General features: G+C 60.1%; 24 protein-coding genes. 7 read left to right on the forward strand and 17 right to left on the reverse strand.

The window, feature by feature from the left end:
- Positions 1-22 precede the first annotated feature (22 nt).
- The 4 genes from ACYZTZ_RS08680 to ACYZTZ_RS08695 form a co-directional block, all read right to left on the reverse strand.
- On the reverse strand, positions 23-577 hold the full coding sequence (locus ACYZTZ_RS08680) for a hypothetical protein (RefSeq protein WP_461997850.1): 555 nt from the start codon (positions 575-577) through the stop codon (positions 23-25).
- On the reverse strand, positions 574-1,314 hold the full coding sequence (locus tag ACYZTZ_RS08685; RefSeq protein ID WP_461997851.1) for a DUF4123 domain-containing protein: 741 nt from the start codon (positions 1,312-1,314) through the stop codon (positions 574-576). Before ACYZTZ_RS08685 ends, ACYZTZ_RS08680 begins: the two co-directional genes overlap by 4 nt.
- Positions 1,304-3,346 carry a type VI secretion system Vgr family protein gene (locus tag ACYZTZ_RS08690; protein WP_461997852.1) on the reverse strand — a complete coding sequence of 681 codons (2,043 nt, stop codon included), beginning with the start codon at positions 3,344-3,346 and terminating at the stop codon, positions 1,304-1,306. Before ACYZTZ_RS08690 ends, ACYZTZ_RS08685 begins: the two co-directional genes overlap by 11 nt.
- 132 nt (positions 3,347-3,478) lie before the next feature.
- On the reverse strand, positions 3,479-3,994 hold the full coding sequence (locus tag ACYZTZ_RS08695) for an Hcp family type VI secretion system effector (RefSeq protein WP_054051032.1): 516 nt from the start codon (positions 3,992-3,994) through the stop codon (positions 3,479-3,481).
- Positions 3,995-4,438: 444 nt separating this feature from the next.
- Here ACYZTZ_RS08695 and ACYZTZ_RS08700 point away from each other — a divergent pair, with 444 nt between their 5' ends.
- Positions 4,439-5,116, forward strand: a complete 678-nt coding sequence (locus ACYZTZ_RS08700; protein WP_461997853.1) for a type 1 glutamine amidotransferase domain-containing protein — start codon at positions 4,439-4,441, stop codon at positions 5,114-5,116.
- A 97-nt stretch (positions 5,117-5,213) separates the two neighbouring features.
- Here ACYZTZ_RS08700 and hglS read toward each other — a convergent pair whose 3' ends face one another.
- The 3 genes from hglS to ACYZTZ_RS08715 form a co-directional block, all read right to left on the reverse strand.
- Positions 5,214-6,593, reverse strand: a complete 1,380-nt coding sequence (gene hglS / locus ACYZTZ_RS08705; protein WP_461997854.1) for a 2-oxoadipate dioxygenase/decarboxylase HglS — start codon at positions 6,591-6,593, stop codon at positions 5,214-5,216.
- A 110-nt stretch (positions 6,594-6,703) separates the two neighbouring features.
- Positions 6,704-7,660: an alpha/beta fold hydrolase gene (locus tag ACYZTZ_RS08710; protein WP_461997855.1), complete on the reverse strand. Its 957-nt coding sequence runs from the start codon at positions 7,658-7,660 to the stop codon at positions 6,704-6,706.
- Between the two features lie 22 nt (positions 7,661-7,682).
- Positions 7,683-9,137 carry a flavin-containing monooxygenase gene (locus ACYZTZ_RS08715; RefSeq protein WP_461997856.1) on the reverse strand — a complete coding sequence of 485 codons (1,455 nt, stop codon included), beginning with the start codon at positions 9,135-9,137 and terminating at the stop codon, positions 7,683-7,685.
- A 193-nt stretch (positions 9,138-9,330) separates the two neighbouring features.
- Between ACYZTZ_RS08715 and ACYZTZ_RS08720 the strand changes: the two genes are divergently transcribed.
- From ACYZTZ_RS08720 to ACYZTZ_RS08730, 3 genes are all read left to right on the forward strand, one after another.
- Positions 9,331-10,404, forward strand: a complete 1,074-nt coding sequence (locus tag ACYZTZ_RS08720) for a diguanylate cyclase (protein WP_461997857.1) — start codon at positions 9,331-9,333, stop codon at positions 10,402-10,404.
- Positions 10,405-10,495: 91 nt separating this feature from the next.
- A complete protein-coding gene (locus ACYZTZ_RS08725; protein WP_461997858.1) occupies positions 10,496-11,740 on the forward strand; it encodes a M20/M25/M40 family metallo-hydrolase in 1,245 nt (414 codons plus the stop codon).
- Between the two features lie 453 nt (positions 11,741-12,193).
- A complete protein-coding gene (locus ACYZTZ_RS08730) occupies positions 12,194-12,496 on the forward strand; it encodes a hypothetical protein (RefSeq protein ID WP_046049619.1) in 303 nt (100 codons plus the stop codon).
- A gap of 151 nt (positions 12,497-12,647) precedes the next feature.
- Here ACYZTZ_RS08730 and ACYZTZ_RS08735 read toward each other — a convergent pair whose 3' ends face one another.
- The 8 genes from ACYZTZ_RS08735 to ACYZTZ_RS08770 all read right to left on the reverse strand — a co-directional run bounded on the left by ACYZTZ_RS08735 (position 12,648) and on the right by ACYZTZ_RS08770 (position 20,852).
- Positions 12,648-13,517 (reverse strand): isocitrate lyase/PEP mutase family protein, encoded by an 870-nt coding sequence (locus tag ACYZTZ_RS08735; protein WP_461997859.1) that lies wholly within the window; start codon positions 13,515-13,517, stop codon positions 12,648-12,650.
- A gap of 130 nt (positions 13,518-13,647) precedes the next feature.
- Positions 13,648-14,682 carry an arginine N-succinyltransferase gene (gene astA / locus ACYZTZ_RS08740; RefSeq protein WP_461997860.1) on the reverse strand — a complete coding sequence of 345 codons (1,035 nt, stop codon included), beginning with the start codon at positions 14,680-14,682 and terminating at the stop codon, positions 13,648-13,650.
- A gap of 61 nt (positions 14,683-14,743) precedes the next feature.
- Positions 14,744-15,760 carry an arginine N-succinyltransferase gene (locus ACYZTZ_RS08745; protein ID WP_461997861.1) on the reverse strand — a complete coding sequence of 339 codons (1,017 nt, stop codon included), beginning with the start codon at positions 15,758-15,760 and terminating at the stop codon, positions 14,744-14,746.
- Positions 15,761-15,879: 119 nt separating this feature from the next.
- Positions 15,880-17,229, reverse strand: a complete 1,350-nt coding sequence (locus tag ACYZTZ_RS08750) for an APC family permease (RefSeq protein WP_461997862.1) — start codon at positions 17,227-17,229, stop codon at positions 15,880-15,882.
- 57 nt (positions 17,230-17,286) lie between these two features.
- On the reverse strand, positions 17,287-18,039 hold the full coding sequence (locus ACYZTZ_RS08755; RefSeq protein ID WP_461997863.1) for an N-formylglutamate amidohydrolase: 753 nt from the start codon (positions 18,037-18,039) through the stop codon (positions 17,287-17,289).
- Positions 18,023-19,354: a glutamine synthetase family protein gene (locus tag ACYZTZ_RS08760; RefSeq protein WP_461997864.1), complete on the reverse strand. Its 1,332-nt coding sequence runs from the start codon at positions 19,352-19,354 to the stop codon at positions 18,023-18,025. The genes ACYZTZ_RS08755 and ACYZTZ_RS08760 overlap by 17 nt, the downstream gene beginning before the upstream one ends.
- The gene (locus ACYZTZ_RS08765; RefSeq protein ID WP_461997865.1) at positions 19,351-19,995 is read right to left on the reverse strand and encodes a cysteine hydrolase family protein; all 645 of its coding nucleotides are present in this window, start codon (positions 19,993-19,995) and stop codon (positions 19,351-19,353) included. Before ACYZTZ_RS08765 ends, ACYZTZ_RS08760 begins: the two co-directional genes overlap by 4 nt.
- Positions 19,996-19,997: 2 nt before the next feature.
- Positions 19,998-20,852, reverse strand: coding sequence for a MurR/RpiR family transcriptional regulator (locus tag ACYZTZ_RS08770; RefSeq protein ID WP_461997866.1), 855 nt, complete (start codon positions 20,850-20,852; stop codon positions 19,998-20,000).
- A gap of 341 nt (positions 20,853-21,193) precedes the next feature.
- On the opposite strand from ACYZTZ_RS08770, the gene ACYZTZ_RS08775 reads away from it, so the two are divergent.
- Both ACYZTZ_RS08775 and cobF read left to right on the forward strand, forming a co-directional pair.
- Positions 21,194-21,766, forward strand: coding sequence for a histidine phosphatase family protein (locus tag ACYZTZ_RS08775; protein ID WP_461997867.1), 573 nt, complete (start codon positions 21,194-21,196; stop codon positions 21,764-21,766).
- The gene (cobF, locus tag ACYZTZ_RS08780; protein WP_461997868.1) at positions 21,766-22,521 is read left to right on the forward strand and encodes a precorrin-6A synthase (deacetylating); all 756 of its coding nucleotides are present in this window, start codon (positions 21,766-21,768) and stop codon (positions 22,519-22,521) included. The genes ACYZTZ_RS08775 and cobF overlap by 1 nt, the downstream gene beginning before the upstream one ends.
- Positions 22,522-22,645: 124 nt before the next feature.
- On the opposite strand, the gene ftrA is transcribed toward cobF, so the two are convergent.
- On the reverse strand, positions 22,646-23,620 hold the full coding sequence (gene ftrA, locus ACYZTZ_RS08785; protein ID WP_461963521.1) for a transcriptional regulator FtrA: 975 nt from the start codon (positions 23,618-23,620) through the stop codon (positions 22,646-22,648).
- Between the two features lie 101 nt (positions 23,621-23,721).
- Here ftrA and ACYZTZ_RS08790 point away from each other — a divergent pair, with 101 nt between their 5' ends.
- Positions 23,722-24,156, forward strand: coding sequence for a rhodanese-like domain-containing protein (locus ACYZTZ_RS08790; RefSeq protein WP_095131252.1), 435 nt, complete (start codon positions 23,722-23,724; stop codon positions 24,154-24,156).
- Here ACYZTZ_RS08790 and ACYZTZ_RS08795 read toward each other — a convergent pair.
- Positions 24,124-24,777: a type 1 glutamine amidotransferase gene (locus ACYZTZ_RS08795; RefSeq protein WP_461997869.1), complete on the reverse strand. Its 654-nt coding sequence runs from the start codon at positions 24,775-24,777 to the stop codon at positions 24,124-24,126. The two genes, ACYZTZ_RS08790 and ACYZTZ_RS08795, sit on opposite strands and share 33 nt — an antisense overlap.
- Between the last annotated feature and the right edge of the window lie 177 nt (positions 24,778-24,954).

Here is a 24,954-nt window from a genome sequence, read left to right on the forward strand (position 1 = left end):
GGTCAGCAGCGGAATAACTGGCCTACTGAGGCTGGAACTTGCTCGACCATTCGCTTTGCAACCAGCCATTGAGATTGCCGATTACGCCCTGGTAGGAGTCGTACAGCGCTTTGACGTTGCTCTGGGATACGTTCGGGAAAAAGGTGATGCGGTACATCTGGCCTTTCTTACAGCCGTCGATCACCTTGATGCCGCTCGGGCCGATCGTTGTTTCAATAACGGGGCCGGTGACATCGTCGTACAAAGTGCCTTTGGTGACGGGCTCCAATTTCACTGGGGTGTTGCCGATCGGTACGAATCGCGCCGACTCGAACATGTGGATCAGCGTGAAGTCGCCCGCCAGAGGGCAGGTTGCGTAGGTCTCGACCTTACCGGTTTTGGTCTTGCGTTTGGTCACGCTGACTTCATTGCCGACTTTGAAGGTCTGGTCGACATCCAGTGCCCAGCCGGTCAGGAAGCCGTCCGCCCAGTCCTTGTAGTCGCTCAGGCAATTGTTGAAGTCTTTGAGAATCAGGTTCACGTCAGGGGTTTTGGCGTCCAGCACGCGCAGGACCAAGGTACCAATCGGGGTATTCATGACGTGACTTCCTTTGTCAGCTGAGCAGCAAGACGCTCTGCCAGATCTTCTGTGTTGGGTTGTTGGCGCACAAAGCGCTCGACCTTGTGGCGCAAGTTACTTTCGGGGAAGGCGAAGAACAGTTCCTGGCAATCCTCTCCCAGCCACTGCATCAGGTTATCGACGACGGTGGTGTGGTCTTTTTCCGTCAAACTGTCGAGCAACTTCGGCGGCACCTCCCACCACGGCCAGGCCTTGGCCGGTGGCACTCCCCTCGGTCCCACTTCCAGTTTCTGGCCATTGATCAGGTAGCGGTCAAACACCGGCAAAACTTCTCCCGCGCCAGCCCCCAATCCTTCAAGAATCGGGAAGATATGCCGCCCATCCCAGAACCGAAAAAACACCTCGGTGCCATCGGGCATACGCACTTGAGTCAAACTGCGAAGATGTTCGAACACCACGTCCGGGGTGCTGGTGGACACCGCCAGCCAGCCCCAATCCTGAGCGTCGGTTTCAGCAATCCACTGAAGGAAACCGGCGTTGGGTTTCAGTTCGGCGAGGTAGGGCATCACTGGCTGCCAATCGGCGTACGGCGTGCCGCTCCAGATCGGGATCAGCTCCGACGCCATCTCCTGCTGGTAGAAGGCTTTCAGTGGCTCGGCATCGCTCGCTGCACTGACAATCAAATAAAGACGTTCATTAGCCTGCAATGGCCGTTCAGCCAACCAATCCTGCGGAGTCAAAAGATCAGATCGCACAAGCACCTGCCTTGCATTTTTCGCACTCTTCACAGAACGGCGCGTTGCGTTTGAGGGTGTTGATCTGCGCCGGGGTCAGGACCGCGCCGGCCTTGTCGGCATCCGCCTGTTTCAGCACACCGGGCATCAGTGGTGCGGCGCCGGTGCCGTTGCCGGGGCTGCCACCTGAGTTCATGTTGATCACCGGGCCGCTCAGGGTGACGCCGCTGCCATCAATCTTGATGAAGCTGCCACCGCCCTTGAGGGTCAGTTCGCTGCCGGCTTCGAGCACAACTTTCATGCCGCTGCTCAGGTGGATTTCCTGGCCGGCTTCGATGAATTGGCCAGTGCCGACTTTGATGTGCTGGTTGACGCCCACAGTGAGATGGTCGTTGGCGCGGGTTTCGACTTTGCGGTCGGCGTAGACGGTGTGGTGTTCTTCGGCTTTGAATTCGCTGTAGCTGTTTTGCTCGACGGTGTCGTGGCGTTCGTTGCCGACGCGGATTTTCTGGTCGTGTTCGACGTTTTCGTCCCAGTCGCGTTGGGCGTGCAGGAAGATTTGCTCCTGGCCCTTTTTGTCTTCGATGCGCAGTTCGTTGTAACCACCGCCACCGGGGGAACTCAGGGTTTTGAAGGTGCTGCGGGTCTTGTTCGCCGGCAGGGCATACGGGACGACGTTTTCCTTGTGGTACAGGCAGCCGCTGATCAGCGGTTGATCGGGGTCGCCTTCGAGGAAGGTGACGAGCACTTCCATGCCGATGCGCGGGATGGCGATGCCGCCGTAGTGGGCGCCGGCCCAGGCGGAGGAGACGCGCAGCCAGCAGCTGGTCTTGTCGTCGGCCTGGCCTTCGCGGTCCCAGTGGAATTGCACTTTGACGCGACCGTATTGGTCGCAGTGGATCTCTTCACCCTTGGGCCCGGTGACCACGGCGCTTTGGCTGCCGAGGATGCGCGGTTTCTTTTGCGTCAGGGGCGGGCGGTTCGGTACGTCCCACGGGGTGGCCTGGAAACGGTTGCGGTAGCCCTGGTGGAAATCGTCTTTCAGGTTAGTGGTGTTGCTGGTGACCGACTCTTCCAGCACTTGCGGCTGTTTGCCTTCGTGGAGGATTTCGGTGAGCAGCCACAGGTCGTTCCATTTGGCCTTGGGGTGTTGGGTCAGGGCCAGGAAATGGCCGCTGACCAGCAACGGCTGATCGCTTTTGCCTTCCGCGAGCTGGAAGTCGCTGCGGTGACGTTCGAGGGCGCGTTTGGCCAGGTGCTTGCCGCGTTCGCGGTCGATGAAGCGGCCGGGGTAGTCGTAGTCTTCGAGGTCGGGCAGGGCGTCGCCGCGGTTCTCGCTTTCCAGGGTCAGGCGCGGTTTTTCGAAGTCGTAGTCGCGGCGGGTGGTGCGGCTGGTGCGGGTTTCCAGGCGCAGGTCGAAGCGCTTGATCACCGGGTCGTTGGCGACCATGCCGGAGTCTTGCTGGTAGGCCACGGGCGCGAGTTTCGGGAACACCGTCTGGTCATCGCCGAACACCAGTTTGTGGGCGGTGGCGCTGTGCTGGAAGTGGTAGTGGATACCTTCTTCCTCGCACAGACGCTGGACAAACTGCAGGTCCGATTCATCGTACTGAACGCAGTAAATGCGCTCCGGATAAATCGCCCCGACTTTGAATTCGTAGGCATTGCTTTGGATGCCGTGCTCTTCGAGGACGCTGCCGATGATTTTCGGCACGTTAAGGTTCTGGAAGATGCGTTGGTTGATGCGGTGCGCGAGGTAAGACAGGTGCGGGCGCAGGGTCACCGCGTAGCGGGTCAGGCGTTTGCCGGAATCACCCTGGGCGGCGCGGTAGATCTGGCCATGAATGCCGCTGCCGTCGGGCGAGAGCTGCAAGAAGGCCGGTTTGTGCAGCAGGGTCTCGAGGTCCAGGGACGGCTGTTCACTGACCAGCTCCACCTCAAACACAAAAGGCTGGCTGATGGCTTCCCGACCTTGCAGGGAGAAAACCTGGAAGTCGCTGGAAAGACCTTCGATGGTCAGGGCAAAGTGAGTTTGATTGGCCGGCGCGAACATCCCTTGTTCCTCGTGCAGTGCAGCGGCGCTCGCCGGCACCCGTGCAGGGAGCTTGCGGACGCGAAAATTCTGGAAAGGCGAAAACAACATCGACCAGCAGAGCTGGCCGATGCTTGAGACGGTCGGCCTGAGTTAGGCGACCGGCTGACGCCAGTCATCGGAACCCGAAGTGCCGGATACTTCGTGGGTCCAGGTGATTTTGCGGTAGGTGAACTGCACTTCTTCCAGGTGAGTGAAGTGCGAGTTCGACGGGTCCTGGCAGTTGTGCATTTTGTTGTTGATGGCGACGATGATCGCGTCTTCCAGTTTGGTGGTGTAGTAGTGCTCTTGGGTACCTTGAGCCGAGGTGCGGTACCACTGGATAACGATTTCGCTCATGCGCTCGCCGGAGGTCAGAGCTGCTTGCAGCAGTGGCGAAGCCTTGTCGTACACCTTGGTGATCACGACTGGCTTGTGGACGCGCTGACCGGTCGGTTGGCCGGACTGCGGGTCACGCGGGATGATCACGTCGTGGCTGAAAGCCTGAACCATGACCTGGTCTTCGTGACCTTCCTGGTAGGTGTTGCCAACCGAGTCGGCGGTGAATGCGCCGGCAGTGATCAGACCTTGTTTCTCGCCAGTGACGGACATGTACGCTGGTGTAGCCATGGATGTGCTCCTTGCTAAAAGTTAGGGTGCCCGGGAGGCGGTATCGCCCGGTGGGTGCCTGACTGTTATCAAGGTCCGTGCCAGAAGCGGTTAAGGCTATATAAATCAGTGGGTTGAGAGAGTTTTCAGAGCTCGCGAAGGATGTTTGGCAGAGATCGCCGGTGAATGTGCGCAAGAAGTTGCGCAGTACTGCGCAACTTCTTGCGCACTTGGCTGGGGCGCCTGACAGGCCGGGCGATCAGCGTCCCGGGAAGGGCTTTCGCAGCGTTGAGTGCGCAACTTCTTGCGCATCAAGGCGGTTAGCCATCATTCGGTGACCCATCGTCTGATTTGCCGAAAACCGGTAGCAGAACCGCTAGGGTGACTGGTGCAACGAATGCTGCAGCCTGAAGGTCAAACTCAGCGCCGAGATGAATGAACATCTGCGAACTCAAGGAGAACGACATGAAAATCCTGATGGTTCTAACGTCACACGATCAATTGGGTGACACGGGTAAGAAAACCGGCTTTTGGCTGGAGGAATTCGCCGCACCGTATTTCGCCTTCAAGGACGCCGGCGCTCTGTTGACCCTGGCCTCGCCCAAGGGTGGTCAACCACCGCTGGACCCAAAAAGCGACGAGCCCGACGCGCAAACCGCAGCCACCGAGCGCTTTCGCAAAGACTCCGCCGCCCAGTCCGCATTGGCGTCTACCGCTCTGCTGAGCAGCGCGAGAGCTGAAGATTATGACGCGATTTTCTATCCGGGCGGCCATGGCCCGTTGTGGGATTTGGCCGAAGACAAAATTTCGATCGCTCTGATCGAGGCGTTTTCCCAGGCGGGCAAACCGGTCGCGGCCGTCTGCCATGCACCGGGTGTGTTGCGTCACGTCAAGGGCGCGGACGGCCAGCCGCTGGTCAAAGGCAAGCGCGTGACGGGGTTTACCAACACTGAGGAAGAGGCTGTGCAACTGACGAAGGTTGTGCCGTTTTTGGTGGAGGACATGCTAAAGGAGAAGGGTGGTGTCTATTCCAAAGGTGCTGACTGGGCGAGTTATGTGCTCACTGATGGTTTGCTGATTACTGGTCAGAATCCGGCATCGTCCGAGGCTGCCGCTGAGGCGTTGTTGGCGAAGCTGAAATAGGATCAAAAGATCGTCCGAACGCGGCCCGAACCTGCGGCAGCTCCTACAGGAGTTCGCGTTCCCATGAGCTGCCGCAGGCTGCGATCTTTTCAACGTGTCATCGCGTAATAGCGGCGAAACATTCCTCGATCGAGCGCCGCTGTGTCTCGGCATACAACGCCAATTCATCGATCGTCGATCGCCCCAGCGCCTTCTCGAACACCTGCCGGTTCGATTGCACGCCATAGTGGGTTTGCGCCGCATCCCCCAGGTTCGACTGAAAAATCCCCGCAGCGCTAACCGGCAGAAAATCTTCGTACACCAACGGTTCAACCCGCAAATACCCGCCGCTGAGCAGATCCTCCAGGGACCACGATTTCAGCTCATCGGCCCCCAAGCCTTTTTCCGTGACGAAGTAGCGAAAGTACGCCAGTTCCTGTTGGCGCATGCCCTCAACGGTGTCAGGGAATTCTGCAAAGTGCTGCGCCATCAGCGCGTTGTAACGTGCGGCATTGGCTTCATTGGGGAAGTCTTTCAATTCATCTCGGGCAGCGTTGAGCAAACGGTCGTAAAGCGCCCGGCCTTTGGGGGTGAGCGCCGCGCCGCGTTGCTCGATTTCGCCGAAACGGGCGCTGTGGCTGCCACGATTCTCGGCTTGATCGGTGAAGGCGACAGGCTCGTCCAGGGCCTTGAAACTGGTCTGGCGCAGCAGAATCGGGCACTGACGGCGGGGCGGGCCTTCGATCACCGCTTTGGGGGTGATGCCGTGCGCAGGCATTTGCGCCTGGACGATGTCGATGTCCAGGGTGCGCGGCGTCAGGTGGTTGATATGCGGGCCGGTGAATGCCACCACGTCGGCGATCAGGCGATGCTGGGCGCTGAGTTTGCGGTACTGCTCGGCGGTCACGGTAGCGGTGTGATGCCAGCGGAACGTTTCCAGCGCCTGCTCGACGAAGTCCTGGGCCTCCTGTTCGGTGAGGCCGCCCTGTGTTTCGGCGCGCTCGATGAGAATCAGCGCAGTGGGCGTGAAGATCGAACGCTTATCCAGCACCGACTGGGCGAACGCTCGCAGTTCCAGGTCTTCGATCAGTTCCAGGCGCAGCAGGGAGGTGAATACCCGGAACGGGCTGACCTGCAACGCCGCCTCATGCACCGCGCGAAAAGCGGTGGAGTGCACCGGCACACCGGCCGGGGTCAGGTCGTAATAACCCACCGGCTGCATGCCCATCACCGCAAACAGCCGGGCGAGGGTGGCCAGTTCATCGGCGGTGCCGACACGGATCGCGCCATGTCGCTCCAGGTCCAGGCGCTGGATTTCACCGGTGCTGTTCAACTGTCGGGCGATCTGTGGATCGCTGTCCAGCACGTGACGGTTGGTCTGTTCCACCAGTTCCATCAGCGCGCCGTACAGCGGCACTTCTTCGCGGTACATGTCGGACATCGCTTTGGAAAAGCGTTGACGGATCAGGTCAGGGCTGACGAAGTTCGGGTGACTCATGAAGGAATTCCTGATGCGGTGACGTAAAGGATGCGGGAAAAGATCGCAGCCTTGCGCGGCGCCGACAAACGAAGAATCTTACGAACTTCATTCTGCAAAGGACTGCATGTTCAGTGCAGCCGCTGATCCTGAGGGCTTTCCGAACGCAGCGATGCCAAAAATTCCCGATACAGCCGCGCCGTGTTCGTCGGTTGCTCCACCATCGGCATATGGCCGGTGTGATCCCAGACTTCCACTCGCAGATCGGCGATGCCTTTGCTCCAGATCGCCACGCTGCTGACATCGATCAAGCGGTCCTTGTGTCCCCACAGCAACAGCGCCTGGCACTTGATGTCGGGCAGTTTCGGCTCCATCGGCGGGCTGGCACGCAAGTCCCTGAAGATTTCTTCCAGCTCTTCGCATTGCTGTTCATAGCGTTGCGCGATGGCGTCCAGCACCACCTTGGGTACCCACGGCGGTTCGGCCATGGTCATGGCGTAGAAGCGCTGGAATTCTTCCCGTGAATGAATCAGGAACGGATTATGGCCCTTGGCCAAATGGCGCTCCAGGTCGCTGGCTTCGGGGGCGGTGACCCCCGCCGGGTCGATCAGGGCCACCGAAACAATACGATCCGGGTACGTGGCCGCCAGCCACGCTGCCATGTAACCGCCCATCGAGTTGCCGATCACGTGGACTTTCTCGACGCCGCAGACATCGAGCAACTGGATCATCCGCTTGGCCTGCAAGGGAATGTCGTAGCCGCCGCCGGCCTTGAATCCGGTTTCGCCATGGCCGGCGATGTCGGGGATGATCACCCGATAGTTGCCGACAAAGTGCCGGGCAAAGCGCAGCCAGATATTTTTGTCGGCGCTGTAGCCGTGGAGCATCAGCACGCTGCTGGACGCTTCGTACGGCCCGCCTTGCCAGGTCGAGACGGTCATTTCGGCGATCGGCACGACAATTTTGTGCAGTCCATACAGCTTGGCCTCTATCGACATGTTCAAGTCATAGAGCCAATGACCGATGGCCGGGTAACTCAACCAGCTCCAGGCCACGAAAACTGCGATTGCGACAACCAACAAAAGCATCAGGCATCTTCCTTTTACGTGATCAGGACAGAATGTGATCGGCGGGTTTCAGCGCCCTGGTCAACCGGTGATAGCTGAAACTGAACCCCGGAAACATCGCAATCACATGACCGCTCTTGCTTTGATACCAACTGTGGCAACCCCCGGACTTCCATACCGTGCGTTCCATCTCCCGGTGGATCATTTCAGTGTAGGTACGTTCTGCTTCGGGGCGTACTTCGATGCTGCGCAAACCGTGTTCTTTTAACGTGCGGATGCAATCCAGAATGTAGTTCATCTGAGACTCGATGATGAACAGCGCCGAGGTGTGGCCGATGCCCGTGTTGGGGCCAGTGACGATAAACAGGTTGGGGAAGTCCGGCAGGCTGGTGCCGAGATAGGCCCGCGGGTACTGGGCCCAGAACTCTTTGAGTTGTGTGCCGTTTTTGCCGGTGACCGGGTAAGAAATCACCCCGTCGGTGGCGTCGTAACCGGTGGACCAGACGATCAGGTCCAGGTCGATGTGTTGGCCGTCCTGGGTGACGATGCCGGTTTCATCGATGGCGGCGATGCCTTGCTCGCGGCTGTGCAGGCTCACGTTACTGCGACCCAACGCCGGGTACAGGGTGCTTGAGATGATTATCCGTTTGCAGCCGATGACGTAGTCGGGTGTCAGTTTTTGCCGTAATTGGGGGTCGGGCACTTGTCGTTTGAGGAAGCGCAGGGCGTGTTGCTGGACCAAGCGGATCGCTGGTTTCGAATACTTGAAGGCAATCACTCGGGTTTCGAACAGCCAGTAGATCATCCAGCGCAACAGTTTGTAGGCCGGTTTGAGCCCCAGTAACCAACGCTGGAATGGCCCAAACGCGCGGTCGGCCCGAGGCAATACCCAGTGAGGCGTGCGCTGGAACACATGCAGATGCTCGACGTCCGGGGCAATGGTTGGAATCACCTGGGCCGCGCTGGCGCCGCTGCCAACGATGGCCACGCGTTTTTGCCGGTAATCGTAGGTGTGATCCCAGTTGTTGGTGTGAAAGGTCTTGCCCTGAAACCGCTCCTGGCCCTCGAAGTGGGGGACCATGGGTTGGCTCAGCGGCCCGGTGGCGTTGATCAGGAACTGCGCATGGAATGTGCCTTTGCTGGCGGTGTGCACCGCCCAGTATTTGCCGTCGTCGTCCCACTCGATGCGCTCGACATTGGCCTGCAGTTCCACCTTGTCTCGCAGGCCGAAGTGCTCCACCACGTACTGGGTGTAGTGGTGCAGTTCGGCCTGTTCGGCGAACATTTGCGTCCAGCGGTAGGGCGCGAAAGACAGCGAGTAGAGCGGCGAGGGCACGTCGACCGCCGCACCGGGGTAGGTGTTTTGGCACCAGGTGCCGCCGAAAAAGTCCCGTCGTTCCAGCAGGCGGAAATCGCTGATGCCTGCCTTGAGCAAATTGATCGCCGCACACTGGCCGCCAAAACCGCTGCCGATGATCAACACTTGAAAGGTCTGCATGGGCCTCCTTTTTTATCGTTATTGATCGAACCCTCCTTTCATGTATAGCCAAACATTGGGCGCTCGCCTCATGGCTATGCCTTGGTATTCAGACCGCCAGCCGGTGATGGCTATTTGCCGTTGCCCTGATAGACTCTCACCACACTTGAAACCCTTGTGTTTTCAGGTTCCGTTCTGTGGCGCAGAGGCCTCTATGGAAAAAACGGGAGGAAAAGGACTTTCACTGGCCAGGAGGCTCTATACATCGCGAACCCTGGGTTTGGCCTTGGGGCTGTTGCTCGTGAGCGCGGCGATGTACCCACTCAACCCTGCACCGTGGGTCTGGGCGGTGATGCTGCTCAACGCCATCCTCTGGCCGCACCTGGCTTACCAGTGGGCGCGCCGCGCGCCAGTGCCTTATCACGCCGAACACCGCAACCTGCTGGTGGACGCCTTTCTCGGCGGCTTTTGGGTCGCCGCCATGCACTTCAATCCACTGCCCAGCGCGACGACCCTGGGCATGATGGCGATGAACAATGTGGCCATTGGCGGTTTGCGTTTCCTGTTGGCGGGAACCGTGGCGCAGATTCTCGGGATGGGCGTCGGACTGCTGATTTTCTCCCCCGCGTTCATCCCACAAACCAGCCAACTGCAGATGTATGCCTGTTTGCCCTTGATGTGTTTGTATCCGCTGGCATTGGGCTGGATCTGCTTCCGCCAGGCCCACACCCTCGGCCGACAAAAGCGTGAATTGCTGGCCCTGAGCCGCACCGACAGCCTCACCGGCCTGCTGAACCACGGCGCCTGGAAGGATCAGCTCGAAGTCGAATTCCAGCGTTGCAAACGTCAGCAGCAGGGCGGGGCGATTGCGCTGATCGACATCGACCATTTCAAATCCATCAACGACACCTACGGCCACGTTGCCGGGGACATCGTCCTGCGTCAGTTGAGCAAAATGCTCAAGCAGAACCTGCGCGCGGCGGATGTTGCCGGGCGCTACGGTGGCGACGAGTTCTGCGTGATCCTCCCGGACCTACCGCTCACGAGCGCTGCGGCCGCCATGGATGCCCTGCGTGATCGCTTCGCCACCTTGGGTTATGAGCAGAGCCCGGCGCTGACAGTCAGCCTGAGCATCGGCCTGGCCGCCTTCAACCCGGCACACACCGACGCGACCCTGTGGCTCAACGACGCCGACCAAGCGCTTTACGAAGCCAAAGCCACCGGTCGCAACCGCGTCATCTGTTGCGGCGATGGCAAATCGCATCACGAAATACTTGATTCGGTGTGAACCGTTTCGCAGGTGTCGCATTCGGTCTAGAGCCTTGCGTCGTAGTCAGGTAGGGTGTTTTTCACCCCCGACACGAAACAAGGATCGATTCATGACGTTCAATCTCCCTCGCTCCCTGCTGGCCACCAGCCTTGGCCTGACCCTCGCCCTCGGCGTTTTCGCTCCCGCAGTTTCCGCCGAACCGCACAAACAAGTCCTCGCCGATTCCGAACAGTACAAGGGTGAAGCCCTGAAGTTACTCGAACGTTTGGTGAACATCGACTCCGGTTCCGGCTATGAACCGGGCCTGACGAAAGTCAGCGACATCGCCATCGACGAACTGAAAAAACTCGGCGCGACCATTGAACGGGTGCCCAATACCCCGGACAAAAGCAGCCATGTGATCGCGACCCTGAAAGGCACCGGCAAGGCAAAAATCCTGCTGATGGCGCACATGGACACCGTCTTCAAGGAAGGTTCGGCCGCCGAGCGTCCGTTCCACATCAAGGACGGCCGCGCCTACGGGCCTGGCGTGATGGATGACAAGGGCGGCATCGTTGCCGGGATCTACGCGCTGAAGGTCCTGAAAAACCTCGACTTCAAGGACTACGCGCAAATCACCTTCCTGCTCGACGCCAGCGAAGAAACCGGCTCGGATATCGCCACCGACCTGATCAAGAAAACCGCCAAGGCCCACGACGTCACCCTCAACCTCGAACCCGGCCGCCCGGCGGATGGCCTGGTGGTGTGGCGCAAAGGCAGTGCCACCGCCGTGGTCGAGGTCAAGGGCAAAGCCGCTCATGCCGGTGTCGCGCCAGAACTGGGACGCAACGCCGCCATGGAAGCGGCGCACCAGATTTTGCAGCTCGGCAAACTGGGCGACGCGGAGAAGAAAACCACCATCAACTTCACCGTGCTCAAGGCCGGCGACCGCACCAACGTGATTCCGGATCAAGCCACCGCCAAGGCAGACGTGCGGGCGGCGGTGCCGGAAGAATTTGACCGGATCGAGAAGGACCTGGCGCGGGTTTCGAAAGACAAGCTGATTGCTGATACGGAAGTCACCACCACACTTCAGCGTGGATTGCCGCCGATGCCGCAAACGCCGGAATCGGATCGGTTGATGGCCATGGCTCAGGGGATTTACGGGGAGATTGGCCGTAAGTTGACGGAAGAGGGAAGTGGTGGGGCGGCGGATGCGAGTTTGTCAGCGGGTGTGGGTACACCGACGCTGGATGGGTTCGGGATAGTGGGCGGCAATATTCATACGCCGGAGGAATACGCGGAGGTAGAGAGCGTGGCGCCGCGGATTTATCTGTTGTCGCGGATGATTATGGAGTTGGCTAAGGCTCACTGAATTGCGTGCGGTTTTTTTTGGGGGGGGGGTGGGTCAGTTGGATCGACCCCTCACCCTAACCCTCCCGAAACGTCGGACCGCCCCAAGGGGGCGAGGGGACTGACCGTGGGTTTCTTGAGGAATCCGGCGACGTGAACGACCGAGTTGAATGCGATTTTTAAGTGATTTGCTGTTGGCCGAATCCAAGTTCGACTCAACCTTTCAGGTCGCAGTAAATAGCCAAAACAACTCGGTCAGTCCCCTCTACCCTCTGGGGAGAGGGTTAGGGTGAGGGGATCTCTCCCGCCGGACACCGCCGTCAAAACCACCCCACAACTTTCCAAGACGTTTCCTACGACGTACCCTGTTGCCGCGTTTCAGCATCGACCCTTATAGTTGCGTCTCGCGGCAACTCTCCGCGACGATCTTGGCCGATCGAACACCCGGAAAACTCATTAATAAGGAGCTACCAATATGTTCGACCAAGTCATGCCCCGTTACCTCCCCATCGACACCTACGACGCCGAAACCCCGGTGCTCTTCATCAACACCCATAAAGAACTCAGCGACATCGCCGCTTGCGCTGCGCATCGCTTCACCGTGGTTCGCGATCTGGCGGACACCTTGTCCAGCCTGAACCTCAAAGACATTTCCGATTGCGACCTGATGCGCGTTACCCGGGCGGTTCATCTGTTGATGCGCGAAGGCTGCGCAATGCTGAATGTGGTTCAGGCGCGGGCGTTGCAGCGGGAGGAGGGGTTCAAAACTGCAGTTTAGTGGTGTGGCATCTGGCCCCTTCGCGAGCAAGCCCGCTCCCACACTCGATCACTGGTGTGCACAAATAATGTGTTCACCGAGAGTCTAATGTGGGAGCGGGCTTGCTCGCGAAGGGGCCATTGCAGCCACTACTTCGACATCTGCTAAACCGCTACTCCTTAACGCTCATAAACTCTTCCGCCCAGCGGATGTATTCCTCAGGCTGCGTATAGGTGTGAGTCAATTCGGTAGCATTCAGGTCCGACGCCTGGGTAAAGATCTGCCGTTGTTCCCGCAGGCTGTCATACGTGGCCTTGATCGCGGCGAAGTAGGCGCCGTGACCATCGATGGTGACCCGCACGCCCAGTTCGGCCAGGCGTTTATCGTCGCGCAGCAACGGGTTGCCGTAGGTGACCAGCATCAGCGGTACGGTCAGGTGCTCGGCGATTTGTTCGAGGTGGTCGAAGTCCCGCACGCCCACCATGCAAATCCCGTCCGCACCGGCCTGCTGGTAATGACAGGTACGGCTGATGACTTCCTGCACCGGCAGAATCCCGGCGTTGGTGCGGGCGATGATCGCCATTTCCGAATCGACCCGGGCTTCCAGCGCCGCACGAATCTTGCCGACGCCTTCCGCCACCCCGATCAGGTCGGTGGATTTGCGGCCGAACTGGGCGGGCAGGAGTGTGTCTTCGATGGTCAGGGCGGCCACACCGGCACGTTCGAGTTCGACGATGGTACGCATGACGTTGAGCGCGTTGCCGTAGCCGTGGTCGGCGTCGGCGATGACCGGCAGTTGGGCAACACGGCCAATGCGAGTGGCCTGCTCGGCAAACTCGCTGAGGGTGATCAGGGCGAAGTCAGGCGCACCCAGTACCTGCAACGATGCGACTGAACCGCCCAGGATCCCCACTTCAAAACCCAGGTCAGCGGCAATGCGGGCCGACATCGGGTCGAAGACCGACGCCGTGTGGTAGCAGGTTTTGGAAGCGAACAGCTCGCGAAAGTTACGGCGTAAATCTTGATGAGAAAGCCTGGACATATGAGTTCCACCACTGCAATGGGAATGGAAGGGCTTGAGCAAAAGTGTCAACGCCGAAGGAACAAAAGGCTATCACGCGAGCGGGGGAAGGATGATGACGAATTTGCAGAGGCGGATGGACCGCCGTCGGTCACGCCGCAACAGCCTGCTGTTGTTGATTGAGCAGCGGCACGGCGCGTACCGAGTCGCCGGGTTGCAGTTGCAGGCGTTTGGCGGTGAGGCGGTCGACGATCAGGCTGTTGCCCACCTGCCTGGCCTGGGCGGCGGTGATGCGGCAGTTTTCCAGGCGACGGTTGTGGATCAGCCACACCGGCGCCTGCTCGTCGGGTGTGCCGATGGCCAGCAGCAGCGGTTGGCTGTCGCGCACGGTGCGGATATTCGAGACAGGGGCTTCGATCACCGGGCCTGCGTCGAAGATGTCGATGTAACCCTTATGGGCAAAGCCTTCGGCGGTAAGGATTTTCAGCGCCGGTTCGGTGTTCGGGTGCGCCTTGCCGATCACGGCCTGGGCCTGTTCGGTGAGCAGGCAGGTGTAGAGCGGCTGGCGTGGCATCAGTTCAGCGATGAACGACTTGCTGCCCAGGCCCGACAAGTGATCGGCGTGGCTGAAGTCCATCTTGAAGAAGTGCCGGCCCAGGCTGTCCCAGAACGGTGAACAACCTTGTTCGTCGGCGCTGCCACGCAGTTCGGCGATGAGTTTGTCGCCGAACAGGTGCGGAAACTCGGCAACAAACAACAAACGCCCCAACGACAGCAATCGACCATTACTGCCGTGGCGTTGATCAGGTCGCAGAAACAGCGAGCAAATCTCCGATTGGCCGGTCATTTCATTGTTCAGGAACAATGTCGGAATCTGCCGCCGGATACCCAGGTCCGGTGACGAACTGACTGTGAGTCCGACCCGGTAGTTGTACCAGGGCTCGCGCAGGCCTACGGCGCCCACCAGGGCACTGACGCCCACCAACTGCTGATCGTCGTCTTCGAGTACGAAGAGGTAATCGGCATCAGCGCGTTCGACCTGTTCGGCGAAGGTTCGTTGGGCCCAGCGCACCCGGTGGGTCAGGCGTTCCTCGTTGGCCGGCAGGGTGGTGAAGCCGGGGCCAGCCTGGTGCACCAGGTTCAGCAAGGCGGGCAGGTCGGTGACGCGAACCGGGCGAACAATCATGATGCAACTCCTTCTGCACGCCTGCTCGGGCGCTGTCGTTGGGCGCGGGGCCGGGTGATGCTCACAGGGCGATCAGCCGGATCGGGCTGCCTTCGGTCACGTTCAGGGCGGCGCACATCTCGGCGCTCAACACCACAGGTTGCCCGGCCTGGTAATCCAGATCGGCGACGATGGCGCGATAGTCCTTCAGCGAATCATTGCTCACCAGATAGCTGCCACGGGCATCGATCGGCGAGCCCGGTTGCGCCGTGCCGGTCTGGCTCCGGGCGATGGAGCGGATGCCGGGAGTGCGCGCATACAACGTCGGACCGCCGTCGAACAGGTCGATGTAGCTGTTGGTTTCGAAGCCTTCGCGCTCGAGGATATCGAAGGCCTCCTGGCCATCGGGGTGAATGCGGCCGATGCAGTCCTGCGCCGCCTTGGGTAGCATCGGCACGTAGATCGGGTATTGCGGCATCAGTTCGGCGAGGAACGTTCGGCTTTCCAGGCCGCAAAGGCGCTCGGCCTCGGCGTAGGGCAGGTCGAAGAAATGCTTGCCCACCGCATCCCAGAATGGCGAGTGCCCTTCGTCGCTGCTGAAGCCGACGATCTCGGTGATGACGGCTTCGGAAAAGCGCTGCGAGTGGGCGGCGATGAACAATAGCCGCGCCCGGGACAGCAGTTCAGAGAACCGTGTTCGCACCAGCGCTGCGTCAATATGAAAACCCCGCAGCAAGGTATGGCCGCTGAGGTCGTGACACAACGACAGCGCGGGCACGCCGTGCTCGATGTTCAGCTCCCGCGAGGCGCTGGTGAAGTGCCGGTTGCGCAGGCTATAGAACGGCTCGCTGAAACCAGCGGTGGCAAGGATCTCCGAGCAGCCCACCAAACGCTCTCGGGTCAGATCCTCCAGCACGAAGAAGTAGTTCTCCGGGCCATGACCCTCTACGTCTTTTTCGAATGAGGCGCAGGAGTCGAGAATCTTCTCGCGCAGGCATTCGGTGTCGTCCGGCAAGGACGTGACGCCTACCAGACTGTCGCGCGCCAGTTGCTGCAACTGGGGCAGGTCGGTTAACTCGACTGGGCGTAAGACCAGCATGGATGCACTCCTGTATCAAAGGGGTCGGTGGTTGGCACCGAACCTGACTATCACTGTCGGTTTCCACGCGTTATATCGGCGATCGCCTGAATTTTTGTCAGACGCCGCTCTTTTTCTTGTCAGCCGTTGCTTGGGTCGGGCAGTACCGCACGGGTGCCCAGTTTGTTGAGTACAAACAGGTAGACCAGGCCCAGGGCAATCCAGATCAGGCCGAGTTTCTGTGCATCGACGCCCATGTTGTACATGATCGCCGCGACAATGATGAAGCCGATCACCGGGCAGATCAGGTGACGGATTACCTGTCCGGATTTCTGTCGCCGCCAGTAGTAGTTGATGACCGTCAGGTGCAGCAACATGAAACCGCTCAGTGCGCCGAAATTCACCAGCGAGGTGAGGGTGTCCACCGAGTTGATGAACAGGTAGCAGATCACCAGCGACAGCACGGCCACCAGGTAGATGCTCACGTACGGCGTGTTGTGTTTGGGATGAACCTTGGCCAGTACCTTTGGCAGCTTGCCGTCCCGGGCCATGCCGAACAGCAGACGAGACACCGCTGCTTGGGAGGTGATTGCCACCGCCACACCCCAGGCCAGCGCCGTCGCCACGGCGGTCAGGGTGGCCAGCCAGCTGCCGGCCGCGAGTTCAGCGATTTCATAAAACGCCGTGTCAGCCGATTTGAAACCCATGCCGGCCGCCAGATCTGTCGCAATCCAGGTCTGCACGACGAAGATCACGCCCATGACCACCAGCGTGATCAGCGCGGCCTTGCCGACGCTGCGGCCCGGGTCACCCTTGATCTCTTCGGCGAGGGTGGAAATCGCATCGAAACCGAGGAACGACAGCACCGCAATCGACACCGCTTGCATCAGGAGGGCGAAGTTGAATGTCTCGGGGTTGTACAACGGCGCCAGGGTCAGCTGACCGTTACCGCCGCCGCTGTGCAGTGCGTTCCAGGCGTAGAACAGGAATATCCCCAGCACCACCAGTTGCGCCAGCAGAAAGATGATGTTCATCCGCGCGGTGAAGGTGATGCCCCGCAAATTGACGAAGGTCGCGCTGACCAGGAAGGCCAGGATGAAACCGACCTTCGGAATGTCCGGGTACAAATGATTCAGGGCCATGGCCGCGTACACATACAGCAGCGGCGGAATCAGCAGGTAATCGAGGAGCATCAGCCAGCCGGCGATAAACCCTACGTGTTGGTTCAGGCCCCGTTGCGCGTAGGAATAAACCGAACCGGCAATCGGAAAGGCCCGAGCCATGCTGCCGTAACTCAGGGCTGTGAAGAACATCGCCACCATGCCGATGATGTAGGCCAGCGGTACCAGCCCCGGTGCCTCGGCGTTGACGTAGCCATAAACACCAAACGGTGCGATGGGGATCATGAAGATCATCCCGTACACCACCAGGTCGGTCAGCGACAGGCTGCGTTTCAACTCTTGCTTGTAGCCGAATTCTTCTATTTCCATGAAGCCCTTCTCCTTGATATGAACGCAGCTACACACTGCGAGTTTGAAGCAATTGCTTTACAACAGCGGTGCCAGGTATTCGGTAAAGCGATTGACGTCTTCAGGCGTGCGCAGCAGGTCGTTGCGCACCTCGATCAACACCGATTCCAGGCCGCGTGCATCGCCGTGGACCGGCACGGTCATGTCGCCCAGCGGGTTGATTTTGTACGGCTCATTACCGGCAACTTTCAACGGATGCTGGCTCAAACCATCGATCAATCGCTGGGCATACTCCTTGGCCTCTCTATACAACACGCCAACTTCAAGCACGCGGGGCTGGCCGTGATAGACCGGCGTGAAGCTGTGAACCCCCACCACCCGCACCGGTCGTCCTTGAGCGATACGTTCGTCGATCAAGTCTGTCAGGCGCGAGTGAAATGGCTCGAACAGGGATTGCCGACGGTACTCGCGGGTGGCTTCGTCCAGGTCTCGGTTGCCCGGCACCTGATAAATTTCGCTCTGCGCCGGAATGCTGTCCGGCGCTTGGCGCGGTCGGTTGAGATCGACCAACAGTCGCGAATAATTGGCCGCCAACAGGGTTGCGCCCAATGCTCGGGACAAGCCCTCGGCCAGCGCCAGGGCGCCAATGTCCCAAGCGATGTGCTCGCGGGCCGCCTCGTGACTCAGGCCCAGGTCATTTAACCCGGTCGGAATAAAACGGCTGGCGTGTTCGCACACCAGAATCAACGGGTGATCGGAGTCTTCCCGACTCAGGGTATACGCGGGCCCGGTGTAAAGACCGAGCTCAGCAGATTCAGTACAGGCGCGCATAGTGTTCACAGCGTTCGGCGGACGACAGCTGTTCCGTCAGCGTCAGTTCCTCGGTTTTAAGGGCGAAGTAGGTGTCCAGCAACGCGCTCGGCAGGGCTTCAATCAGTGCCTCGCTGTTGCGCAGGCAATCCAGGGCCTGGGCAAGGGAAGCGGGCAGGGCGACGATGCCGCGCGCCTGGCGTTGTTCTTCGTTCAGGGCGTCGGGGACTTCATCGGTGATTGCGTTCAAGGCCAGGCGTTGCTCGATGCCCAGCCGACCGGCAATCAGCAGCGCGGCCATGGCCAGGTGCGGTGAGGACGTGGCGTCCATGGCGCGAAATTCCAGGTTGTATTGCGACGCCACCGATTTGCCGCCCAGGCTTATTGTCGGACAGATTCGCAGCGCCGCTTCGCGGTTGCGTTGCCCGAGGCACGCGTAGGACGCGCTCCAGTGATGAGGCTGCAAACGCTCGTAGGACACCGGCGTCGGCGCGGTAAACGCACAGAGTGCGGGCAGGTGATGCAGGATGCCGGCGGCCCAGTGCTGGCCGAGAGTCGACAAGCCATTGGTGGTGCCGGCGTCGTACATCACCGGTTGGCCAGCCAGGTCGAGCAGGCTGACGTGCAGGTGCACGCCGTTGCACACCGCATGCTCCGAGGTCTTGGGCGCGAAGCTCAACGCCAGGCCCATTTGCCGGGCGATCTCGCGGGTGATTTCACGCACGTTCACCGCGCGGTCGGCAGCGGCCACACCCAGGGTCGGGCGACAGGTGATTTCGTATTGATGCTTGCCGTACTCGGGCAGGAACATTTCCGGCTCGACGCCGCCGGCACGCAGGGCGCTGAGCAGCCAACCGCCAAACTCGGCACCCTGACGCTGGGCTTGCAGCGAAAACGCCAGGTGTTCAACGTCGCCGGTGTTCAAGTTGAATTCATGCTCGAACGCCGCATTGACCTGCAAGCCCAACTCGGCGCGATAACGCTCTACCTCGTTGCGCAACACCGTACGCGGGCAGGCACCCCACGGGCGGCCATCGGTTTCGCGAATGTCGCTGTGAATGAAGTCCAGCGCCGGCGCGTTGGCATCCGGGCCGTTACTGACCGTCACTCGGCTGGGCAGATCGGGCATCAGCCGCAAATCGCCATAAGCGCCCCACGGGTTGGCGTAGGCGATGATGTCTTGCGGGGTCAGCGCGCTGTTGGCCGGCACCCAACCACACCCTGTCCTTTGATAGTGCTCGAGTTCGTCCGTAGGAAAGGAGCGCCCGCGTGTCACGCCGATCAGGTCGGTGGTGACGAGGGTGGTCATGGGCAGTGGCAACAGGTACTCGCTCATGGCTGCATCTCCTGCAACCGGCCGAGCACAGTCTGGGTGTCGGTGATCCAGCAGTAACCCTTGATTGCATTCAGGCAGGCCTGATGCCGCGCGGGTGTGTAAGTCGCGCAGGCATCTTCCACCAGCGTTACCAGATAACCGCGGTCGGCGGCGTCACGCACGGCCATGTCCACGCACTGGTCGGTGACGATGCCGGCGATGATCAAGTGCCGCGTCCCGAGGTTGCGCAGCACGTAGTCAATGTTGGTGGAGTTGAAGACCCCGGACGAGGTCTTGGGCAGCACGATTTCGTTTTCTGCCGGGGTCAGGTCGTCGATGATCCGCGCTTGCTGGCTGCCCTTGGGCAAGTGCATGTCCGAGAGTTTGTGGTCCAGCGAGCGGTCGCGGCCATCGGTGGTGAGGCTTTCGATGATCGTGTGCAGCACGTTTTGCCGGGCGCTGCGAAAGGCGCTGAGCAACCGGCGTTGATTGGGCACCACCTGCATGTGGGTGCGGGTCAGGAAGTACTCGGCGTCCGGCCCGTTGAGGTGCGGGTCGAACTGCGGCTCAAGCCAGGCGCGTTGCATGTCCACCAGCAACAGCGCGGTGTGATCGGTGACGAATGGCAAATCCCGAGGCGAGTGGTGGGGGAGCGTGAACATCCTTATTTATCCTCCAGCAGGTGGGTGTCGAAGTGGGTCCGCAGGGCGTCGATGCCTTCCAGGCGATCAGCCAGATCCGGACTGCGCAGGGTCAGACAGGCAATCAGCGCCTCGACCTGAGCCAGCGCCGGAACCAGGGAGTCGAAGGCCGACAACGATTCCACCGGCGCACTGATAATCAGGTCGGCCATTTCCCGCAACGGTGAAGCATAGATGTCGGTGAACAACACCACGCGTGCATATCGACTTTTCGCCGCATTGGCCACGCGCAGGGCTTGTGACTGGTAGCGGCGATAGTCAAACACCAGCACCACGTCCTGACGCTGCACGTCGAACAATCGGTCGGGCAGTTGCGCGTTGTCTTCCAGGGCGAAACAGCCCGGACGCAGCAGGTGCAGGTGGTTGAGCAAGTAATTGGCGAGGAAACTGCTGAAGCGCCCCCCGAAGCAATGCACCTGATGGCGGGTGTCGAGCAGCCATTCCACCAGAATCCGCACATCTTCGGGTTGGGTCAGAGCATGGGTGTCCACCAGCGCTCGATGGCTGTGCGCCAGATATTGGCTCCAGGCGTCGCCTTTCTGAAGATGAGCACGAGGTTGCAACAGGGTGCTGGGGGAACGGAGGCGGTGGTCCATGTCGCTGAGCAGGGCATCCTGGAAATCGGCATATCCGCTGAAACCCAGTTTCTTGACCAGTCGCACGATGGTGGGATCGCTGACACCGGCATGTTCGGCCAAACGTGACATCGGGCCCAGTCCGTTACGCGGGTACTGGTCCAGCAAGGCACGGATGACTTTGCGTTCCGACGGCGTAAGGTCCAGGCCGGGATCGGTGATCAGGTCTCTGAGAGAAGGCATCCGGGCTCCTGCTGGATGGATATGTCGGTTTCATTTCATAAATTGCTAAAACAGTATTTATGTAGTGGACTCAACATGTCTAGTGAATTTTTTCATGGTTTTTTAAAGCCCCAAAACAGGGCGAAAACCCCGTGGGGCTTGGGCTACACAGAAGTCGACTGAGCTTGTAGGTCATCGCCCATAGTGGTGTCGGATATCGCCGTTTTTTTCAGGTGCGTGTGAGTCAGGACCTGTGTTTGCTGGATCAAACGAAACGCCCTGGATCGCGCTTCTTACGGCACAATTGGCAATAATTCGCGGTGTGACGCCGTTTTCAATTTCCATCGACAGAGTGATCCTTCGTGCAGGCGACCCGTTTGACCCTGATGTGCCACGCTCGAACCGTCGCACAAAAATTGGCGTGTTTTCCTACGAATGAACCCATAGAGATGGATTGGCAATCGGCAAGGGGATCGCGTCGTGCTCAGTTCAAGGGGACACCGCGACTGATGTGTGGACCTGAACTGCGAACCCGGCAAACCGCCGAGCTGTTCGGCAGCGACGTGGAGATTGTCGAGGCACTGAGGGATTGCGATTTCGGGCTCTGGAAAGGCGCGCGGATCGACGATCTGCAAAAAACCGCAGCCCAAGCGTTGCAGATCTGGCTCGATGACCCAAGCTCGGCACCCCACGGTGGCGAGTCGGTGGTGCAACTCTGTGAGCGGGTGGCCGCTTGGCTGAAAACACTGGAGGCCACACCGGGGCACATTGTTGCCATCACCCATCCGTTTGTCATTCGCGCCGCGCTGATGCAGGTGCTGCAAGGCGTAGCGTTCAACCTGATCGATGTTGAACCGCTGTCGGCCATCGAGTTGCGGTTCAACGGCCGCTGGCGCCTACGCTTGCTGGGCACGGCCCCTGAGGAAACACGTTGATGAAAAAACTTCTGGTCATCGGCATCGGCGCCGGCAACCCCGACTACATCACGATGCAAGCCGTGAAAGCGCTGAACCTCGTCGACGTGTTTTTCCTCATGGACAAAGGCCAGAGCAAAGACAAACTGATCGACCTGCGCCGCGAGATCTGCGAGCGCTACATCACCGATCGCGACTACCGCTTCGTCGAAGCCCACAGCCCGGAGCGCGAACGCGGTGATGTGGACTACAAGGCCAGCGTGGAAGACCTGAACCTGGCCAAGCAGCAGACCTTCGAACGGTTGATCAGCGAGGAAATGACTGACGACCAGTGCGCCGGTTTTCTGGTGTGGGGCGATCCGGCGTTGTACGACAGCACCATTCGGATCTTGCAGGCGATTCTGGCCTCAGGCCGGTGCGTCTTCGAATTTGAAGTGATCGCCGGCATCACCAGTGTCCAGGCATTGGCGGCGCAGCATAAGGTGCCGCTGAATCGCATTGGCCGCTCGATTGAAATCACCACGGGTCGGCGGCTGGCGGCGGGGCAGGTGAGCGATGCCGACAGCCTGGTGGTGATGCTGGATGCAGAAGATTCCTACCATCGGGTGGCGGACCAGGAGACAGAGATTTACTGGGGGGCCTACCTGGGGACGCCGGATGAAATCCTGATCAGCGGCAAGCTCAAGGATGTGGCGGATGAGATCGAACGGGTGCGTAAGGCGGCCCGTTTGGAGAATGGGTGGATTATGGATACCTATTTGTTGCGTAAGCCTTGAGTGTAGCGGTGTCAGGGCTGGCCTCATCGCGAGCAAGCTCGCTCCCACAGTTGACCGAGTTGTCTGGACGGATGCGGTCTAATGTGGGAGCGAGCTTGCTCGCGATGAGGCCCTAAAACATACCTCAAATTATTGCTTTAACCTCCCGCCCAAACCGCTCCCGATACACCGACGGCGGCACCCCGACCACACTGCGAAACGCCACTCGAAAACTCTCCACCGAGCGATAACCGCAGCGCTGGGCAATCTGGTCGGTGTTCTGGCTCGTACTCTCAAGCAGCTCCCGAGCCCGGCCCAGCCGTTCATGCTGCAACCACGCCTTGGGCGGCATGCCGGTGGCTTCAGTGAAGCGGCGCAGAAACGTCCGTTCGCTCATGGCCGCCTCACTCGCCAGCTCGCGAACCTCCAGCGGTTCGTGCAAACGCTCGCGTGCCCACTGCATGACGCGGGACAAATCGCTACGCGGCGTAGGACTGACCGGTGTCGGAATGAACTGCGCCTGACCTCCGGTGCGTTGCGGCGACATCACCAGCCGCCGCGCCACCGAGTTGGCCACTTGCGTACCGAAGTCCCGCGCCACCAAGTGCAGACAGGCGTCGATGCCAGCAGCACTGCCGGCCGAGGTGATCAGCTGACCTGAATCGACATAGAGCACGTCCGGGTCCACCAGAATGTTCGGAAAACGCTCAGCCAACTCAGCGGTGTAGCGCCAGTGCGTGGTGGCGCCGCGACCGTCGAGTAAACCGGTGGCCGCCAGCACGAACACGCCCGAGCAGATCGACAGCAGCCGCGCACCCCGCGCATGGGCCTGGCGCAGGGCCGCGATCAATGCCTCAGGCACCGGGGCGCTGCGATCACGCCAGCCGGGAATGATGATGGTCCGGGCTTCTTCGAGCAGTTCCATGCCGCCATCGGCCAGCACCTGAATGCCGCCCATGGCACGCATCGGGCCTTGATCCACGGCGGCAATCCGGTGCTCGTACCAAGGGAAGTCGAACTCCGGACGTGCCAGGCCGAAGATCTCCACGGCGATGCCGAACTCGAACGTACAGAGGCCGTCGTAGGCCAGAATCGCGACCAATCCAGGGGTGGGTTGCATTTGGCGGAAAGTTCCCGGTGAGTGTCTTGTGCGCCACTGTAGCCGCAAGCATCGGGCGGATAAAGTCTTCTCACACCCACACAGACTTTGGAGTACAACCCATGACCAGCCTGGTCCGCGAGATTCCCGCCGCCCCATCGGCCATCGCCCTGATGCATTTCAGCAACCGTCTGACCTTCGAAACCGACTGTTCCGACGTCCACGGCAGTCAACAGGCCGGCGAGGTGGATTTTGTCCTGGTGGACGTGCGCGGCCCGCTCGCGTTCGAGCGTGGGCATGTGCCGGGAGCGATCAATATTCCGGGGCGACTGCTGAGCGCTGAAGGTCTGGCGGCCTACCCGAAAACCAGCGTGTTCGTGGTGTATTGCGCCGGGCCCCACTGCAACGGCGCCAACAAGGCTGCTGTGAAACTGGCGGCGCTGGGTTACCCGGTCAAGGAAATGATCGGCGGGGTGACCGGGTGGCTGGATGAAGGGTTTGAGTTGAGTGTGAGGGTGCAACAGTCAGTGAGTGCCGTGATCGGTTGTGAGTGCTGACCACCACCCATCCAGCGTCGCCTGCAACCACTCGAACACGGTTGCGTAGGCGGCGCTGTCCTGTTGACCCCGGGGCAGTGGTGACTCGTCGCCAAAGTGTTCATTGAGCGTCGCCACCGATTCAGCCGTCCACTCCGGATGGAACTGCAAACCCACCCGCGTCGGCCCGACGCGATACATCTGCTGCTCGCACTGATCACTGCGGGCCAGCAACTGCGCGTTTGGCGGCAGGTCGATGGCGTCTTCGTGCCATTCCAGCACGTTCAGATGCTGACCATCGATGAACGTCACGCGGGTCCAACCGGTTTCAGTTCGATCCATCCGCCGCACATTCCCGCCCAGACTCAGCGCCAGCAACTGCGCCCCCAGACAAATCGCAAACACCGGCGCGCCTTGATCCAGGCTGCCCGCCAACCACTGGCGTTCGGCTTCCAGCCAGGCCGGCCCACCGTTGGACTCATAAGGCCCGCCCAACAGAATCACCGGTGCTGCACTGACTGGCGGCAACTGGCCGAGGTCGGCGCGAAACACGTTCAGGGTCAAACCTCGGGACGCAGCCCACGTGGCAATGGCGCCGGGACCTTCGGCGGGGTGGTGCTGGATCAGGTTCAACGTGGGCATAAGGGCTCTCTTGTAGTTTTTGCTTGTAGGTTTTGTCTGAAAAAAGGGCTTGTCCTACAGTCTTTGCACTGGCTTGGCGCACGCTTCAAGGGACTTGAATCTGCCGGCTACTTTTCTATAACTATTTGTCGCTTAAACACAATTTGCCCTCCTTGAGCCGCTCTAGACTGCCGGCCA

It is taken from the genome of Pseudomonas sp. LB3P58 (assembly GCF_054897895.1).

Coding starts and splice junctions, on each gene's coding strand:
- ACYZTZ_RS08725 (WP_461997858.1), top strand. CDS start 10,496: ATGACGTTCAATCTCCCTCGCTCCCTGCTGGCCACCAGCCTTGGCCTG.
- ACYZTZ_RS08745 (WP_461997861.1), bottom strand. CDS start 15,760: ATGCTGGTCTTACGCCCAGTCGAGTTAACCGACCTGCCCCAGTTGCAG.
- ACYZTZ_RS08765 (WP_461997865.1), bottom strand. CDS start 19,995: ATGTTCACGCTCCCCCACCACTCGCCTCGGGATTTGCCATTCGTCACC.
- ACYZTZ_RS08700 (WP_461997853.1), top strand. CDS start 4,439: ATGAAAATCCTGATGGTTCTAACGTCACACGATCAATTGGGTGACACG.
- ACYZTZ_RS08795 (WP_461997869.1), bottom strand. CDS start 24,777: ATGCCCACGTTGAACCTGATCCAGCACCACCCCGCCGAAGGTCCCGGC.
- ACYZTZ_RS08735 (WP_461997859.1), bottom strand. CDS start 13,517: ATGTCCAGGCTTTCTCATCAAGATTTACGCCGTAACTTTCGCGAGCTG.
- ACYZTZ_RS08710 (WP_461997855.1), bottom strand. CDS start 7,660: ATGCTTTTGTTGGTTGTCGCAATCGCAGTTTTCGTGGCCTGGAGCTGG.
- ACYZTZ_RS08790 (WP_095131252.1), top strand. CDS start 23,722: ATGACCAGCCTGGTCCGCGAGATTCCCGCCGCCCCATCGGCCATCGCC.
- ACYZTZ_RS08690 (WP_461997852.1), bottom strand. CDS start 3,346: ATGTTCGCGCCGGCCAATCAAACTCACTTTGCCCTGACCATCGAAGGT.
- ACYZTZ_RS08730 (WP_046049619.1), top strand. CDS start 12,194: ATGTTCGACCAAGTCATGCCCCGTTACCTCCCCATCGACACCTACGAC.
- ACYZTZ_RS08755 (WP_461997863.1), bottom strand. CDS start 18,039: ATGCGCGCCTGTACTGAATCTGCTGAGCTCGGTCTTTACACCGGGCCC.
- hglS (WP_461997854.1), bottom strand. CDS start 6,593: ATGAGTCACCCGAACTTCGTCAGCCCTGACCTGATCCGTCAACGCTTT.
- ACYZTZ_RS08760 (WP_461997864.1), bottom strand. CDS start 19,354: ATGAGCGAGTACCTGTTGCCACTGCCCATGACCACCCTCGTCACCACC.
- astA (WP_461997860.1), bottom strand. CDS start 14,682: ATGATTGTTCGCCCGGTTCGCGTCACCGACCTGCCCGCCTTGCTGAAC.
- ftrA (WP_461963521.1), bottom strand. CDS start 23,620: ATGCAACCCACCCCTGGATTGGTCGCGATTCTGGCCTACGACGGCCTC.
- cobF (WP_461997868.1), top strand. CDS start 21,766: ATGAAAAAACTTCTGGTCATCGGCATCGGCGCCGGCAACCCCGACTAC.
- ACYZTZ_RS08715 (WP_461997856.1), bottom strand. CDS start 9,137: ATGCAGACCTTTCAAGTGTTGATCATCGGCAGCGGTTTTGGCGGCCAG.
- ACYZTZ_RS08770 (WP_461997866.1), bottom strand. CDS start 20,852: ATGCCTTCTCTCAGAGACCTGATCACCGATCCCGGCCTGGACCTTACG.
- ACYZTZ_RS08750 (WP_461997862.1), bottom strand. CDS start 17,229: ATGGAAATAGAAGAATTCGGCTACAAGCAAGAGTTGAAACGCAGCCTG.
- ACYZTZ_RS08680 (WP_461997850.1), bottom strand. CDS start 577: ATGAATACCCCGATTGGTACCTTGGTCCTGCGCGTGCTGGACGCCAAA.
- ACYZTZ_RS08720 (WP_461997857.1), top strand. CDS start 9,331: ATGGAAAAAACGGGAGGAAAAGGACTTTCACTGGCCAGGAGGCTCTAT.
- ACYZTZ_RS08695 (WP_054051032.1), bottom strand. CDS start 3,994: ATGGCTACACCAGCGTACATGTCCGTCACTGGCGAGAAACAAGGTCTG.